At 66.3% G+C, this 15710-nt stretch carries 16 protein-coding genes; 7 read left to right on the top strand and 9 right to left on the bottom strand.

Going from position 1 to position 15710, the window contains the following annotated elements:
• The first annotated feature begins 98 nt into the window (after positions 1–98).
• The gene (locus ACGFH8_RS31020) at positions 99–1031 is read left to right on the top strand and encodes a hypothetical protein (RefSeq protein ID WP_393374174.1); all 933 of its coding nucleotides are present in this window, start codon (positions 99–101) and stop codon (positions 1029–1031) included.
• A 97-nt stretch (positions 1032–1128) separates the two neighbouring features.
• Here the strand turns inward: ACGFH8_RS31020 and ACGFH8_RS31015 are convergent, their stop codons facing one another.
• Both ACGFH8_RS31015 and ACGFH8_RS31010 read right to left on the bottom strand, forming a co-directional pair.
• Complete coding sequence (locus ACGFH8_RS31015; protein WP_357308031.1) at positions 1129–1692, bottom strand: hypothetical protein; 564 nt, start codon at positions 1690–1692, stop codon at positions 1129–1131.
• Positions 1693–1808: 116 nt separating this feature from the next.
• Entirely contained in the window at positions 1809–3002 is a 1194-nt protein-coding gene (locus ACGFH8_RS31010) for a hypothetical protein (RefSeq protein ID WP_393374172.1), read from the bottom strand.
• Between the two features lie 250 nt (positions 3003–3252).
• On the opposite strand from ACGFH8_RS31010, the gene ACGFH8_RS31005 reads away from it, so the two are divergent.
• The gene (locus ACGFH8_RS31005; protein ID WP_393374169.1) at positions 3253–3744 is read left to right on the top strand and encodes a hypothetical protein; all 492 of its coding nucleotides are present in this window, start codon (positions 3253–3255) and stop codon (positions 3742–3744) included.
• 330 nt (positions 3745–4074) lie between these two features.
• Here ACGFH8_RS31005 and ACGFH8_RS31000 read toward each other — a convergent pair whose 3' ends face one another.
• The 7 genes from ACGFH8_RS31000 to ACGFH8_RS30970 form a co-directional block, all read right to left on the bottom strand.
• Positions 4075–5358: a hypothetical protein gene (locus ACGFH8_RS31000; protein ID WP_393374167.1), complete on the bottom strand. Its 1284-nt coding sequence runs from the start codon at positions 5356–5358 to the stop codon at positions 4075–4077.
• 953 nt (positions 5359–6311) lie between these two features.
• Positions 6312–6809, bottom strand: a complete 498-nt coding sequence (locus ACGFH8_RS30995) for a hypothetical protein (RefSeq protein WP_393374164.1) — start codon at positions 6807–6809, stop codon at positions 6312–6314.
• 540 nt (positions 6810–7349) lie between these two features.
• Positions 7350–7772: a YbaB/EbfC family nucleoid-associated protein gene (locus tag ACGFH8_RS30990; RefSeq protein ID WP_393374161.1), complete on the bottom strand. Its 423-nt coding sequence runs from the start codon at positions 7770–7772 to the stop codon at positions 7350–7352.
• A 45-nt stretch (positions 7773–7817) separates the two neighbouring features.
• Positions 7818–8381 carry a suppressor of fused domain protein gene (locus tag ACGFH8_RS30985; protein ID WP_393374158.1) on the bottom strand — a complete coding sequence of 188 codons (564 nt, stop codon included), beginning with the start codon at positions 8379–8381 and terminating at the stop codon, positions 7818–7820.
• Between the two features lie 32 nt (positions 8382–8413).
• Entirely contained in the window at positions 8414–8917 is a 504-nt protein-coding gene (locus ACGFH8_RS30980) for a GH-E family nuclease (RefSeq protein WP_393374155.1), read from the bottom strand.
• A gap of 241 nt (positions 8918–9158) precedes the next feature.
• Positions 9159–9653, bottom strand: coding sequence for a hypothetical protein (locus tag ACGFH8_RS30975; protein ID WP_357568839.1), 495 nt, complete (start codon positions 9651–9653; stop codon positions 9159–9161).
• Between the two features lie 7 nt (positions 9654–9660).
• The gene (locus ACGFH8_RS30970) at positions 9661–9984 is read right to left on the bottom strand and encodes a hypothetical protein (RefSeq protein WP_393374152.1); all 324 of its coding nucleotides are present in this window, start codon (positions 9982–9984) and stop codon (positions 9661–9663) included.
• A 167-nt stretch (positions 9985–10151) separates the two neighbouring features.
• On the opposite strand from ACGFH8_RS30970, the gene ACGFH8_RS30965 reads away from it, so the two are divergent.
• From ACGFH8_RS30965 to ACGFH8_RS30945, 5 genes are all read left to right on the top strand, one after another.
• Positions 10152–11006 (top strand): restriction endonuclease, encoded by an 855-nt coding sequence (locus ACGFH8_RS30965; RefSeq protein WP_393374149.1) that lies wholly within the window; start codon positions 10152–10154, stop codon positions 11004–11006.
• Positions 11007–11191: 185 nt separating this feature from the next.
• Positions 11192–12145 (top strand): hypothetical protein, encoded by a 954-nt coding sequence (locus tag ACGFH8_RS30960; RefSeq protein ID WP_393374147.1) that lies wholly within the window; start codon positions 11192–11194, stop codon positions 12143–12145.
• A gap of 174 nt (positions 12146–12319) precedes the next feature.
• Positions 12320–13354, top strand: a complete 1035-nt coding sequence (locus ACGFH8_RS30955) for a PQQ-binding-like beta-propeller repeat protein (RefSeq protein WP_393374144.1) — start codon at positions 12320–12322, stop codon at positions 13352–13354.
• 900 nt (positions 13355–14254) lie between these two features.
• Positions 14255–14926, top strand: coding sequence for a DNA polymerase beta superfamily protein (locus ACGFH8_RS30950; protein WP_393374142.1), 672 nt, complete (start codon positions 14255–14257; stop codon positions 14924–14926).
• On the top strand, positions 14926–15705 hold the full coding sequence (locus tag ACGFH8_RS30945) for a DNA polymerase beta superfamily protein (protein WP_393374140.1): 780 nt from the start codon (positions 14926–14928) through the stop codon (positions 15703–15705). Before ACGFH8_RS30950 ends, ACGFH8_RS30945 begins: the two co-directional genes overlap by 1 nt.
• Positions 15706–15710 lie beyond the last annotated feature (5 nt).

The following is a 15710-nucleotide window of genomic DNA, read 5'->3' as shown; positions in this document are numbered from 1 at the left end:
CACGATCTGGTGAGCGTTGGCCATCAGTTGATGTCAGAGCGCTGTGGGAGCGGGTCACACTGTGAGATGGCAGGGGCAGTATCCGAAGGGCGGTTGAGGTGGCGTTCGATGCATCGCAGTACGTCGTCGGCGACGATTGGGCGTACCGGTCTCGGGACACGGCGCCGTCGGAACGCGTGCGCATCAAGGCTGTCACGCCGAAGAAGGCCAGTGCGAGCATCGAGGTGGAGTTCCTCGACGACGAGGGCCGCCGTCTGCAAACCGTGTCGTCAGCCCGGCTGAAAGCCCGGTGGGCCGACGTTGAAGCCTACGACGCCCGGCAAGCGGACTGGCAGCGCATCGACGACTTCGAGCTCGACTCAGTCGAGCGGGGCGCGGTTCTCACCGTCTACTCCGCCCTCATCCCTGAGGATGTGGCAGACCTGGACTGGCGTCCGGTCGAAAACGCAACGATCATCAAGGATCGCGCGAAGCTGACCGACATCCTTGAGGTGCCCGTAGAGGAGATCCTCGCGACGGTTCAGTGGTTCGTCACCGATGACGTTACGATCGTCTCACCTGCCGGCGCTGTCATCATCGCGGAGGCCGCCTGCCGAGCCCACTCGCACACCATCCTTGAGCACGTGATCGAGGAGGAGACCGAAGCTCGGCACAAGTGCAAACACGGCGGCCCGCATCCCATCCACAAGGGCGAAGAGACCAGTCCGGAATGGGAGTATCGGTGGTATCGCGAGCATGTTCGGCCCGAGCATGAACTTCTGCGGCAATGGTGCGGCCACCGTGCCGTCGTAGCTCACGAGCGCCTCACGGCCGCTGAAGCGGAGAACCACCGCCTCGACCTCCTCGTCGTGCAACTCATCAAAGCTCTCGACGTCGCTGGTGAAACCATGCAGGCTGAACGATTCGCCGAAGAACACGAACGCGACCGGATCACCCCTTACCTCGCCCGACCCGTCGTCGACCGGCCGCTGCACTGGTCCGAGATGCCGGTGCGTGAAGTCCAGGTCTATCGGCGCCGCCGCTGGGGGTAGGCGACCACCACTGCCAGAGTCGCTCGTCCTCGGAGCCTGGAGTCATGGCGCTCCGCTGGCGATGCGGCAGTGCCGCGGGCCTCGGCCGGCCCATAGCCTATGCGCAGTAGTCGCAGCGGCCCGACGCGGGCAACTCGGTGTAGCAGGTCGGGCAGCGGGGTCGGGGTATAGGCTCCGTCGCAGCCCTGCGAGCTGCCCGGCGCTCGGCCAGTTCCTTGGTCAGCTCAGGTCGGCCACCGTCAGCAGGCAGGCCGACAGCGTCGTAAGCCCGGTAACACAGCAGGCGGTGCTCGGCGGCGTAGACTTCGATATCTTCGCCGGGGACATCCATGACGGACTTTGGTGCCTTGGCGTAGCCGTCTCCGATCGTGCCGTCCTGACGTACGCACAGCGACGTAAGCGGCGGGCCACCTGCGGCCTTTGCCAAGATAGCGACCTCTTCGAGGAGTTTCCCGATCCAGTTGGTCAGCAACATGCGCGTACGGATGCCTGACCGCTCCTGCACGTGCTCGCCGAGATGCTTGTACTTGATAACGGCGTTGTACCGGCGTGCCGTCGTGACCAACTCCTCATGGGCGAGCGGTATCCACGCTGCGAGGGCATCCACGAACGCCACGGGCGAGTTGTCCGCCACGTGATAGGTGCCTGGCTCCGTCGTCACGCTTTGACCCTAAGGCTCGCCGCAGTCAAAGTCGAAGATTGCCGGCAGGCCCTTCAGGCTGGAGACCTCCTCGGCAGATCCGAAGCGCTCATTGTCCTATCGAGTTCGCCCGCGGGTCAGGTCTTCGACAGGCGCAGGAGCTTGCGATGATGCCAGGCGAGGTTGAGGCAACTGCTGGCGCCGCGCCTGGTGTTGAGGTGATTCGCGTATAGGTTGACGGTTTCTTGGTCGAACGGCAGGCCCTGTCCCTCCCGACCGACGACGAGGGTTCCTTCCGGCCCTTTTCGCACCATGTTCTTGAAGACCGCATCGAAAACTTCGGCGTCGATGATGCAGACCGTCAGGAGTTCAGGTTTCCACGTCAATGGGTCGAGTCCCAGCCCGAGCACCTGGACCGTAAGCCGGCCGTCGTCCCGGGCTTCGTTGAGCTGCCGGTACGGAAATTTGTTGTAATAGTCGAGCCACTCGCCCCCCTGACCGTAGGCCTCCTCCATGTTGAGGAATTCTTCAGCGTATTCGCGCATGATTGTGAACCAGATGTCGAAGTCGTGTCTGAGCGATTCGTAGGTGCGGTCGGACGGTGCGAATTCGCCGGCAGGGATGACGTGCATTACTTCAGAGCCGACGACTACTTGACCACCGTCGCGAGCGTGCATGAAGAAGCCTGCGGTATTGGGTCCGCGCCGGATGGTCAACGTGAGCACGCCCAGGCTGGCGGACCGCGCTCGCAGGTCGAACGGGTCCTTCAGGGCGTGGCGGTAGCGTTGGCGCCCCGTCGCCGACTCGTACGCCAGTACCTCGGACGTGTCCAGGTAGTCGAAATACTGACCAACTTGGAAGTCGAGCACGAGGCCGCCGTGGTCGGGCGTGATGGATACAGGCCGGTATACGGCGCCGTTGAAGAGGTGGTCCATGTGGTCGAGTCGGACGAGGGACTCGCTGTAGCGCAGCCGTCTGCCGCCATCCGGGTCGCGTGGCAGGAGGCGGCTCGCTCTGGCGGCGTTGGCCGCGCTTCGATCAGCAGTGATCGGCGCATCGAGCCACCTGAGTCGAACGCGATCAAGGCCGACGGGACTGGGAAGGATCCAGCCGTCGCTAGTTAGCATCGGGACGTCGTGCCGCTTCCAGGCTGAGTCGGCCCGGTTCCAGGCGTCCGCGCTCAACTGCGCCTGGTGCTTGCGCACACGCTCTCGGGTCTTGAGGTAGCTCCTGACGGACCGGCCGCGCAGGGTTGTCCAAATCGCGACGCCGATGCCGACCATGGTTAAGGCAAGACCAACGAGGGCAGTCCAATCCGAGACTTTCATCATGCTCCATGAGTGATGGAGTGGGATCTCACGGCTCCGGCAGGGTCAGTGTCGCAGGGCTGCGCTACGCCAGATGCCACCTGGTTTGGTGCCATCGGCATGCTGTCAAGCAGGCAGTTGCTGCCTCAGGTTGGACCAGGTTTCCGTGCGGCTCTGAGGCCACCGCGCTGACGGCAGGCGAGTCGCCTACCTGACACCGTCCCGTCCGGTCGGTGGGTGCCCAACACCCCGCCCACTCACAACCATGTGTTCGGTGAGCAAACTCAACCGGAAACAGAAAATCGGCCTTGGAATCGCGGCCCTGCTCGGCCTGTGCTGCTGCGGCGGCGGCATCAGCAGCGCGTTCGACGACGACACCAAGCCCGTGTCCGCGCCGAACTCATCCACCCCACCAGCTATCGGGCGACTTATCGACGGCGACACCACGCCCACCCCGGCGGTCGGTGAGACGTCAGCCGACGCGACAACCGCCCCGCCGGTGCCGACACCCACGCCAACGCGCACCGTGAAACCGGCGACGAAGCCCGCGCCCACGAAAACGACCGCTCCGAAGCCGAAGACGACCACGGTTAAGCCCAAACCGAAACCGACCACCGCGAAACCGTCAACGCCGTCAGTGCGGCAGGGCGTGCACCCAGGCGCGTTCTGCGCCCCGGAAGGCGCTCGAGGCGTTACATCGAAAGGCACACCCATGCGGTGCACACGTAAGGCCGGTGAGGAACGGGCACGCTGGCGGGCTGCGTGAGCGTGGACCCATAGAGCCCCGGGCGGTCGAGTCGGTACGCCCGGGGCTATGCCATCAAACCGCGGCGACGCCGCATGGGTGCGGTGAGGGCCGGCGCAGACTCCTCCGACCCGTCGGCTCGAGACGGGTTCGGGCCTGGTCTGACCGGATCGCCACCAGCCTGCGCATCAGCTGGATCATGTAATGCCGCGCCGCGATAGTCGGTGTCTGAGCTGACTAGGGCAGCGGTACCACGCTCGTCGGGTAGTCGCCGCGAATGCGGTACGTGGATGCGGCCTGGAGCACGCGCAGCCGAGAGCGGCGCGCAGGTTTGACGTAGTCGCTCGCGGTTCAACGGACGACGAGTGCGTCGCCGATGCGTAGAACGCTGTCGTCGTGGTGGATGTGCTGAACCTCGTCGAACGCGGTGCTGGTTATTCGGAACCGCGACGGTCGGGTGATCTCCTCGCTGGCGAGAGTCCACGGTACTGCGGGGTCTGCGCCTGGCACCGCGGCGAGTAGGACGGCGCGGCTGTGGTGCGGGACGTCGTAGTCGTCATGGGGCTCGTCGTACCGCGCGTGACGCAGCATGACCGGGCCGGAACGGATCGCCGCAGGTGGCACCTTGGGTGGTACGTGACGCCACCGTTGTTCAAGTTCCGCGAATGCTGTCTGGCGCTCGGCTTCACGGCGTGCGCTCGCGGCAAGGATGGCGCTGCCCGCATCGGCGGCGACACGGCAGATGTCGAGGATCGGGACGCCGGCGGCCAGGTTCGGATAGTGGTGGACCAGCCGAGCGTGGTTCATCAGCATGATGAGCGCTCGAGTGGCGGCCCGCTGCGGTGCGGTCAGGGTCGACGTCGGTGCCGGCTTCCGCCGTTGTGGCCGTGTGTGTGGCGTGGTGAGGTCGGCTGCCTGGCCGGCCGTCGACTCGTACCAGCGCGGGTCGTCGGGCCAGACTGAAGCCTCCGTCGCCTGCAGAAGACCGCTGCGCCCGATCGCCACGGCCGGCCCGAAGCTAGTGCGGCTCACGACCATCCCGATCCGATCGTCGGCGTCGAACTGTAAGTCGGTGACCCCGTTGAAGGTGAACCTCAGCGGCGCGGCGGGCCAGGGCATTGTGGACCCGTCCCGCGAGACACGTCCGGTACTGGGTGTGAACCGCCGTGGAGTGGCCAGGGTCAGGTGTACCAGCAATCCCTCATCCGAGGGTCGTGCCGTGAGCGAGCGCACGCTGCCGTTGGCGAGGTCGTAGTCGTGGGCCAGCGCGTCGATGATTTCCGCGGTCAGCCGGAAGGTGCCCGGGAAGACGCGCCCTTGGTAGTCCCGATGTACGGAACGCTCCGGCCTTGCGGTGGGGAGCACCCTGTCCAGGCTCGGGTCCAGGTCGACTATCAGCCCGCGTCGGTCGGCCCCGAGGTCAGCCATCCACCGCAGGGCGCTGCTGGCTCGTCTGGACCGAAGTGGCCACGGAGCACCTGCGGCGACCACCAGAGGCAGAGTGTTGTTGTCCCAGATGTCGGCGATGCGGCCGATGCGAGTCGCGTCGAAGCTCCGGGCGTCCGTGGCCAGGGTGGCGATCTCCCGGATGGAGCGATCGAGCAGCCCGGCGAAGGTTTCCAGCGGCGAGCTCACGTCGGCGAGTATGGCACCCGCGCGAAGAAGAGGGCCGCGTCGATCACGAGGTGACTTGCCGTGAGGGGTGCTTCCCGATCGACCGATGCGGCTGCTGGAGCCAGCGCTGGTTCCAACCAAGGCACTGGGCCGGCAGCTCACGATCGGTCGGCGGCCCGGTGCGAGGTTGAGGGAGCAGGTTGGGAGCAGCGGGGTGCCCTGAACGGCCTTGAACTGCGTGCAACGGCGACGAACGGCGCTCAACTGCACCCACCCCATCCTGCGGCTCCACGTTGCCGCAGGTCAGAGTCGGTGCGGCGTCCTGGTTCCCGCGGAGTGCTCCGCGGTCCTGTCGAACAGTCGACGACGCTCTATGTTTCCTGGCGGGGTGATGTGCGCAGGTCAAGGCGGTAAGGAGCCGTTGGTTGGCCTGGCCTTGCATCTGGGAGCAGATTGGGTGCAGGTTGGCGAAGGGGTCTCCGCGCCCGAAGTGCTCACCGATGCCGGACAGAGACGAGGGGCTTTGACCTGCGGTGATGGCAGTCGAGCGGTGCGGCGTGAGCTCCCAGTGGATACCGAAGAGGTCAAGCCTCCAGCCCTCGACTGGCTGGTGCCGGCTGTTGAACTGAGGCCTGCCGGCGCCAATCACGAGGCCAGCCCGCATCGATGCACGGCTTTGGCTGTCGTCGCGGTGGCGTTGGTACGGATCCCGCGAGCTGAGACCCAGATCCCACTGGCGAACCTCTGAGCAGGGCTTCCTGAACGTTGACCTCTTCGGCGAGCCCGAAGGTGTCACGAGCCGCCCTTGACCCCGGAGCCTCTGCGGCCCCTCAGGCCGGCGTTGCCGGTAGGCGAGGGCCTGCCGTGATGCGCGCGCCGTATCCCCATCACGGCCTCGTCGCGCGGGTCGAGGCGTTCCGGTGCTTGAACGAGTCGTCAAGGTGAGCTTGACGCCGTAGGGCGTGGCGGTTCGGTCACCGGGGCGGATCGACGTTAACCAACTCGGCGTCCAGCAAATCGGCTGCTTCCTCGACGGTGGCCACGAACTCTTCCGGTGGGATCCTGGCGACGAAAACCTTGCCCAGGTCATCCGGAAAGGGATGGTCTAGCCGCCAGAACGCGAAGACGATCACTCGGTCGTCGTCCAGGTAGGTGTACTTGGAGACGTTGTCGACGGTCTCGCCCCACTGCATGAACCAGGACTGCTCCCGAAACTCCGTGTCGTCTGCGTGGAGTAGCCGGAAGATCTCCTCCGCTGTGCGGCCCGGGAAGGGACAGGGCTTGACGTCGCGTCGGCGCACCTGCGCCGCGCTCGACCGCATAACGCGGATGAAGAACGGGAGGAAGGCGTAGTTGTCCTCGGTGGTCAGCCTCTTGCCAGCCGCCCACAGGTCGACGACGCGGAGTTGGTGCGGCTCGACCTCACCGATCTCCACCGCAAACGTGGCCCGGTCACCGAAGCGTCGTGTCATCAGCCCACGAGCGCAGTCATTAGGAAGGCCGTGCCTGACGGGGTAGCTTGCCATCCCTCGGCCAACGCCTTGCGGACAATCGCAGCGACCGCCGACGGGAGAACGGGCACGGCCGACCCGCCAATCCAGTTACTTGGATGATCCTGAGGCATGCTGGCCAGCAACACCCTGCCCTTGCAATCGACCGGTTCTACAGCGACAACGAGCGGTCGCTCACACGGCCCTTGGACATAGGTTGGTTTGCCGCGCACTCGCCACCTGTAGGTGACCACGCACTACCAGCACGGCAAGCTCGGGCCTCAACGTCGAGCTACCGAGTTTCGGCCAGAGTGCAGCCCCTGCAGCAGCGATGGCCCGGACGTCGGGCAGCCGGACACCTACTCGCCTCGGCACGCCGGCACGTAGTCGTCGTCGGTGAGTTGGCCGTCGAGCACGGCGACCGCGAACTGGAGATCAACCGAGTCGCCCGAGCGGTGCCTGCACACTGGCCGGCGTGGTGACGTGTTGGCCCGCCGAGACCCTGGGCGTATGAGGCGATCGTCAGCGTGATTCGTCGCGGCGGGCGGAGAGCCGGTTCTGTGCCTGAGCGATCGCCTCGATGAAGCCGCTCATCTGGCGTACCGATGTTTCCTGCAGCTTCTCCAGCTGCGCGGTGAGTGCGTTCGGGTCGATGGGCGGCGCGACGTTCGCGGTGGTGGAGGCTTGCAGGGTACGCAAGGCCTCGTTGACGGCGTCGCGGAGCTCTTCGGCGAGCGTCTCGGAGGGCACGCGCATCACACGGGGGTCGAGGCTGATGCGTTCGATCTGGCCGCCGGTGACGGCGGTGACCTCGATCATGCCGGCGGCGCCGGTGCCGGTGCCGATTACCGGCTCGGCGGGAGACTGGGCGACGTTCTTGCGGACGGTCGAACGGAGCGTCTCCAGGAGCTGCCCGAGGTCTTCGTTGCTGTGTTGGGCGGACACGATGCGGTCACCATCCAAGGGTCGTGGTCGGATGCGGGGTGCGGCTCAGACCGCCGAACGTCGGTGCATGTCGAGCAGATCGGTGGCCTGGTTCTCCCACGCGGTGTATAGGTCGTCGATGCTGTTGTTTCTGGCGTAGGTGAGTTCAGCGTGCGTCGCCGGCAGTAGCGTGATCAGCTGTAGCTCCGCCTTTCCGTCGGAGTCCGGCAGGGCGTCGAAACCATCGGCGGCGTACGGGTGGGTGCCAGCCACGACGCCGGCGATCTCGGTGCCGGGGACGACCGGGCCCGGATCCGCGGACATGATCACCTCGTCGAGGCCGAGCCCGGCCCGGCGCCCCATTACGATCTCGGTGGTCAAAGGCACGAGCATGTGTGCCTCCTTCCGTTGCTCCGCGTGTACGGTGCAGACCAACTCCTGCGGCAGCACCACGGTGATCCGCTGGAACCGCAGGCCATTGGTGACCACCGAGACGAGGCTGTTCGGTGCGTAGCAGAACAACAGGCCGTAGCCGCGGTTACGGCCGAGGGCGGTCGGTTCCTCGAACTCCCGAGCCGCGCCCAGGTAGCGCTCTAGGTGTGGCAGAAAGTCCGCGAATCGTTCGGTCATCAGAGGGTCCTCCCGGCCCCGGTGGCCGCTGGCTATCGTCGAAGTCTGGGCCGGCTGGTATCCATCGGCTGGGTCGAGCCGGCCGAAGACGAGCCGCCGCTGTCCGTGGCCGCCGTTGTGCTATCTGTCGTGGTGGTCTGCTGGGGCACCATATGGCTGTAGTGACCATAGCCGGGTTCTGTGGATTCCGATCCATGGGCGACGTTCGTCGGCGGGTGCTCGACCTGAAAGTGCCGGGGCTCGTTTAACTCGTCCCGGAACTGCTTGTTGGTCACCGTGCCGGGATGGTCCTCGACGACCTTGACGAGCCGTCGGTACTCGGAGTCCTCCTTGTGCCCGAAATGGTAGACCGCAGGATCGCCGGATGCGCTGGTCGGGTTGTCAACCGGGTGCGTGTACCCGTTCGGGTCCTGCTGGCCGCGGTCGTTGAACAGCAGCGCGTTGCCGTCGTCATCCCGCTTGCACGGAATGATCGCGCCGGAGTTCGGGCAGACGAAGTCCTCGCCGTTGGACGCCCGCTTGGCATCCTTGAACACGGCACGCCTGGTCGTGGTACGAAGCTTGGGGCGATCCACCGCGAGGACGGCCGGATCAGCCGGATCATTGGGACGGTACTTACGCCGCTTGGGCCGGACTTGCGCCCCGGCCGCCGGCAGCAGAGGCCCGCCGCCGGACGGCTGCTGCGGCGGGTCCTGGCGCCCTCGCCCGGAGCTTCCGCCGGAGGACTGTCCGGAGCCGCCCGAACTCGACGAGCTGCCGCCGCCGCTGCCCCTGCGCCTAGCCACCGAGCAACATTCCCATCGCCTGGTCGATCAGCATGCCGACGACGGCCCTCGCGATCGCCTGAAAGACCGGAATCTCCAGCAGCGACGCGCCGAACGTGGCAACCGCCGTCGCGATTGCCTGCGCCACCTGGACCGCGAGGATGATCAGCTGGACAATCATCTGCACCTTGAGGAAGAGGACCACTGCGGCGCAGACCATCAGCCCGGCACCCAGCACCAGCGCGGCCGTGGCACCGCTCGCGATCGCCGGCACCGGGCTGTCGGACGCCTCCCACCAGGCGCGGAACGCATCCATCGCGTCCCCGCTGTTCTGCGCGACGACCGGCTGCACCGCGCCGGTTGAGTCGCTCACCGTCTGCTCAATGGTGTCGGCGAAGCCGAGCCACGCCTGGCCCATCTCGAACAGCGCGGTCTCGTCGGCGTCGGGCCAGTCGTACCCGATCCAGCTCAGCGCCGTGACCAGCTCGCCGGGAAGCTCGAGTCCCACTCGCGGACTACCCGAGCTGCCCGCTGATCGAGGTGAACATCTGGGCCACCTCGTCCTCGACCGCCTCGTACGCGTCCGCCATACCGACCAGGTCGTCGCCGCCGATCGCCATCTCGTCGGCGGCCACGTACAAGCAGCCGATGATGTATTCGGCGGTCTGCCGGTAGGCGGGGCCAATCAGCGAAGCAAGGTCACCGCTGCCCCACGGCTCGCCGTAACCGGCGAGCGTGGCCTCAAGCGTCTCCACCGCATCGGCGAACCGGTCGCCGGCCTCGGCCAGCCGGGTGCCGCCGTCCCGCAGCGGCTCGGGCACCACGTCGAATCCCGCCACAGCGTCCCCCTGTCCGACTGCCCTACATCGACGCTCTTCTCGGTTGCCGAGTCTACAAGGGTCAGTCGACTGCCTTTCCCGATCGCGTCGGAGGAGCGGCGGGCGGTTATGGGGTGCGCACCACGAGGAAGTAGCGGCGAGGCTGATCCCACCGGCAACCGGGCGCTATGCCGACGCGGCATCCCGGCCAGGATCCCAATCAAGATCGGCCACGCCACCGGTACATCAAGAACACCGACGAGTACAAGCAGATCGCATTCCCGGCGGGGCAACGAACGGCCCTCTACCGGGACGTGCTGTGTCAAAGCACCTTGCGAGTGATCGACGATGTGTTCCGCTCCGACTATCTCGGGCAGGTGGACTCGATCGCTTTCAACGGATACGTCCACGGGCGAGACCCCGCGACAGGACAAGACGCGGACCGGTGCCTGGTAACAGCGATGGTCCGACGCGAGGACCTGCATGGGATACACCTGACAGCTGTTGATGCCGGCAACTGCCTCGCGGCCCTGCGGGGCCAAGTCTCTCCACAGCCGGATCGCCTGGTTGCGGTGCGGCCCGGCCGTCGAGCGGACACAGTCACCGACGCGCCGTCTGTGTCAACGCCTGACGAGACCACCGACGTCGACCTGCACGAGAGGGATCCCGAACAGTTCGAGGACCTGGTCGCGGACCTGTTCCGCGCCCGCAACCTGAAGGTGATGACCACGGCGCGCAGCGGCGACGAGGGCGTCGATGTCATCGCGGAAGATCCTGACCCAATCACGGGTGGCCTGATCGTCATCCAGGTCAAACGCTACCGAGCGACGGTCTCGCCAAGCGTCGTGCGGGACCTGTACGGCGTAGTCCAACATCGGGATGCCACGAAAGGCATCCTCGTCACCACCTCGGGCTTCGGCCCAGGCTCTTACGAATTCACCCAGGGCAAGCCGCTGACGCTCATTGGTGGCACGGAACTGGTGGACCTGCTGGCCCGTCATGGGTTACCCGGATCCCTCCACTCCCGCCTGCCGGACCAGTAGCTGGTTCCGTTAGCTGAGACACCGATCCCACTCGCGGCGCCGTGACCAGCGCATCCTCTGCGGCGACCCCTTCGGTGGATCCGAAGGCGTCAGCGTTGGCCCCCCGCGGAGGCGATAGGGCCGCGTCCGGCACATGTCGATGAGCGGATGTCCTGGAGTCCGTTGGCGTGTGATGATCGGCGGTGATGAGCAGTGGTCGAGATGCTGATGTCGTTCTCGGTGAGGCGCGTCAGCATCACCGGGCGCAGGTGAACGGCGTGCTTCGTCGTCCTGGCATGTATGGCAGGGACGAGATGGCCGAACGGCTTCTGCTCGAGGCGATGGCCGCTGTGGATGGATGCCTCAAGCGGTGGTCGGTGGAGTGCGACGGCCTACGTGAACGTGACGGGTTCACCGCGACAGGTGTCGGGGGCGCTTACCGCAACGTTCTGCCGGCAGGGGCCGTGCGTGATGCCACGGCGTCCGTCTACGCCGAGATCGCGCATCGTCTCGGCTGGCTTGAGCTGGATCGGGCGCTGTCCGAGGCAGAGTATGAGCAGCTCCACGCGGACATCAGCGGCTGGTTGTCGCGGGATCGGACGCTGCCCGAAGTCATCGAGACGTTCGGGCCACCGTCGCTCCAAATCGGGGGAACTAACCCGTATTACCCCAAGACGCTTGCCTACACCACGGCCGATCGTGACCACGACCTCATCTGCTTCCATCTGTGGAATGCCCTCGCGAACACAGCAGTCGAGACGGGGCCGCCGGGCGTCCATCCCGAACCGGTGCTTCTGGCCGTACGCCATCGGCCGGGCAAGTTTCCCGAGTCGTTCTCCTTTACGCCGGAGGGTCAGTACCGCAGGCCTACTGCTGGTCAGCGGAGTCCGCTCAGGTCAACCGTCTGGATCTTCCACGGTGACTCCGCCCGATATGCCTCCGGAGTGTCCGCCACTCTGGACGTCGGGCTGGCTTGGGCTGCCGAGCGCCACGTGACCGGAATTCTGGCCGAGTACGCCATCGGGGGCGCCTACGACGTCGCAGTCAGTGAAGGCCGGTTCACGCCATCGAAAGCGCATCACGGCACCTCGGACCACGTCGCCGCCTTCAGCCCCGGGTTACGTCACGTCCATCTGACCCGTGGCCGCCAAAATCAATAGGCATCTACTCATGCCGCCGATCGGGCGTCACAGTTCGTTACGAGCAGCCCGTGCAGCGAACACCCGGCCCTGCCGATGAGCGGGGGTGCCATCGATGGCCTGCTCGCCAGGCTTGCCGTCCTGGCGTAACGGCGTGCCGCTAGACCCTCGGGTTCGTGCGCGACACTAGGCATCGTGGATCAACCGCTGAAGGTGCTGTGGTCGCGGCTTCTGCACCTGCGCTCGAGCGCGGTGGCGTTGGCGGCGGCGTCCGGCGCCCTTGTCGTAGCGGAGCGGCACTCGCGTCTGGTTCGACTGGACCCCCAGACCGGAGCACCGTTATGGGAGCAGGGCGTTGAGGACTGCTGGGGCACTACCGTTATCGCGGGGGAACGCTGTCTCTATCTGAGTCAGGCTGGGGTCCTGCATTGTTTCGACTTGCACAGCGGGCAGCGGACGTGGTCGACACCGATGCTGCGTCTGCGCCACCACATCAGTGTTAGTGGATCTGTCGCTTTCCTGGGCGGGTGGCGCGGATACCGTCCGCTGATACGGGTGGATCTGGCGAACGGCGAGCTTCTTCCGGGCCAGTTCCCGGGACCCGCGCCGGACAGCAGCCTGGCCTGGCCGCTGCCCCTACGGCTGGACCTGGAGCGGGGCTGCACGACCGATGCGATCCTCATCGCGACTGCCAGTGAGGCGGCACTGCTGCTGTTGGACGCTCAAACCGGCGCTACCAGAGGTCAGTGGTCGCTGCCGGCGCCGGTGCGCTTTCCCGACTCCGGCATCGCCTTTAGCGCCGGCGAAGACGGCCGCATCGCCTTTCTCAGCGGTAGCCGCACCGTCATGGCCCTGCACCCAGCCAGCGGCGTGGAGATCCTGTGGCGGCACGAGCGTGACCTGCCATCGCTGCCGCCGATCCTCACAGGTCGAACGCTGTGGCTGGCCGAAGACACCGGCGTCACGATCATCGATCTCGACTGCGGGGTCCGTACAGAGGTGACGCATCTCCCGCCCGGTGCTACCAGTGAGGGTGTCCCTGTCTCCGGAGGTGCACTCTTCGTCCGTGCCGGTAACCAACTCATCATGGTGAACGGGGCCGGGGACATCGCCGCTTGCGTGCGACTGCCGGCACGCATCGACCGGCTACTTCCCAACGGTCGATCCCTGGTACACGCCATCGGCAAAGGCCACCTCACCACGATCGACATCTCGACCACGCCGAGGTGAGCTCGACCGATGCGGCTGCGGGAGGCAGCGCTGACGCCAACCAAAAGCACTGGGCCGGCAGTTCACGAGCGGCCGGCCGTGCGAGCCCGATCTAGGGGGAGCAGGTTGGGAGCAGTCGGGCGCACTGAACGGCCTCGAACTGCACCCAACGGCGTCGAATGTCGCCCAACTGCACCCGCCCCTACCTGCGGCTCCACGTTTGCGCAGCTCAGAGTGGGTGGAGCGTCCTGTTTCACCGCGGAGTGCTCAGAGCTTTCGGGCGGCAGTCGACAGTCCTCTATGTTTCCTGGCAGGAAAGTACGCGCAGGTTATAGCGGTAAGGAGCTGTCGGGTGGCCCGGCCTTGCAACTGGGAGCAGATTGGGTGCAGGTTGGCGAAGAGGTCTCCGCGTCCGAAGTGCTCACCGACGGCGGACAGAGGCGAGGGGCTTTGACCTGCGGTGATGGAGGTCGAGCGGTGCGGCGTGACCTCCCAGTAGAGATCGAAGTGGTCGGGAGTGTCGTTCCGGGATGGCTGGCGCCGGCCGGTGTCTCGGGTCGCCTGACATCACGCCTCTAGGTTTGCTGCAGGTCGATGAAAGGCATTGCCGACGAGCCGGCTGGAGTCCGTCATGGTTCCGTCATCTGAGACGCCGATCCCACGGGCAGCGCCGTGACCAGGCCATACAGGCTGGTGACCTCTTCGGCAGGTCCGAAGGCGTCAGCACTGGCGGTCCCGGTTGTCACTCCGGCGATGTCCGCCCATGCCGAGATCCGTGCTCTACGGCGACGAGTACGGGCCTAGGTCGCAGTCTGGCCGGACCACCATGAGGTCTTCTTCGTCGAAGAGCCGAACCTCACGGACGCGGAGTGCTCGAAAAGGGTGGCGCGTGCAGGGCGGTGATTGGGTAGCGTCCCGGGCGTGATCGATCTTGTCGAGCGGCATACGGTTCTCGCCGTTGTGGTCGGCTCGCGGGCGTACGGGCTGCATGACCGGGACTCCGACTACGACCGGCGTGGCGTCTATGTAGCGCCCACACGGGCGTTCTGGCACCTCGACAAGCCGCCCACTCACCTCGACGGTCCGGCGGTGGAGCAGTTCTCCTGGGAGTTCGAACGCTTCTGCGTCCTGGCCCTGCAGGGCAACCCGACAGTCCTGGAGGTGCTCTGGTCCCCGCTAGTCGAGACGGTCACCGCCGACGGGGAGTGGTTGCTGGCGGCACGGCAGGCGTTTCTGTCGAGGCGGGTGGCTGAGACCTACGGCAACTACGCCCGGGATCAGCTCAACCGAGTGGCGGCCCGCCGTGAGCGCACCGGCGAGACGAACCACAAGCAGGCCATGCACATGATCCGGCTGCTGGTCGCCGGAGCGCACGTGCTGCGTACCGGGGAGGTGCTGGTCGACGTTCGTCACCTGCGTGACCGGCTGCTCGCGGTGCGGCGCGGCGAGTTGCCCTGGGATGAGGTCGCCGCGTGGGCGGCGGACCTACTTGTTGAGCTCTCCGACGCGACCGCAAGCACCGCGTTGCCTGATCAGCCCGACCGGGTTGACGTGGATCGGCTGCTCGCGGCTGTACGGGAAAGGAACCTGTAGTGACCACCGAGGTGCCGCCGTGGGCTGCCGAGGCGGCCTGCGCCCTGCCCCGTCCGCTGCTGTTCGCCACCGTCAGCGGCGCGCATCTGTACGGATTCGCGTCCATCGACTCCGATCTGGACCTGCGGGCCGTGCACCTGCTCTCGCCCGAGGAAGTCGTCGGGTTGCGCACCGGTCCGCAGACGTTGCAGCACATGGGCGTGCGCGACGACGTCGAGTTGGACGTGGTCAGCCACGATCTGCTGAAGTTCGTCAAGCTGTTGAACAGCCGCAACGGGTACGTTCTGGAGCAGCTGTTGTCACCGCTGGTGGTTGTGACCACCGCGGTGCACGCCGAACTCATTTCCTTGGCCCGGCGGCTGGTCACCCGTCACCATGCGCACCACTACCTCGGCTTCGCCGCCACGCAGGAGAAGTTGTACGCCAAGACCGGGCAGCTTAAGCCGGCGCTGTACACGCTGCGGGTCCTGCTTACCGGGATCCACCTGATGCGGACCGGCCGCGTAGAGACGAACCTTGCCGTGCTCGGAACGAGGTTGTCGTACGTACCGGATCTCATTGCCGCCAAACGGGAGGCCGAGCATGGCCCGCTCCCCGCGGGCGTTGCAGGATGGCTCGCCACCGACGTGTCGCGGCTGCGCGCCGAGTTGGAGACGGCCCGGGACATCTCGGTGTTGCCCGAGCGCGTAGATCCGGCAGTCGTGGACGCCCTGAACGACCTGGTGGTGCGCACCCGACTGCACGGGCTCCCCAACCAGCGTCGTGAGTCAGCGGGCTGAGGTCC

The organism is Micromonospora sp. NPDC049175 (assembly GCF_043197345.1).
In the GTDB taxonomy this organism is placed as follows: Bacteria; Actinomycetota; Actinomycetes; order Mycobacteriales; family Micromonosporaceae; genus Micromonospora.
Note: the sequence above shows the minus strand (reverse complement) of the source record. Positions and strands in the feature narration are given on the sequence as shown.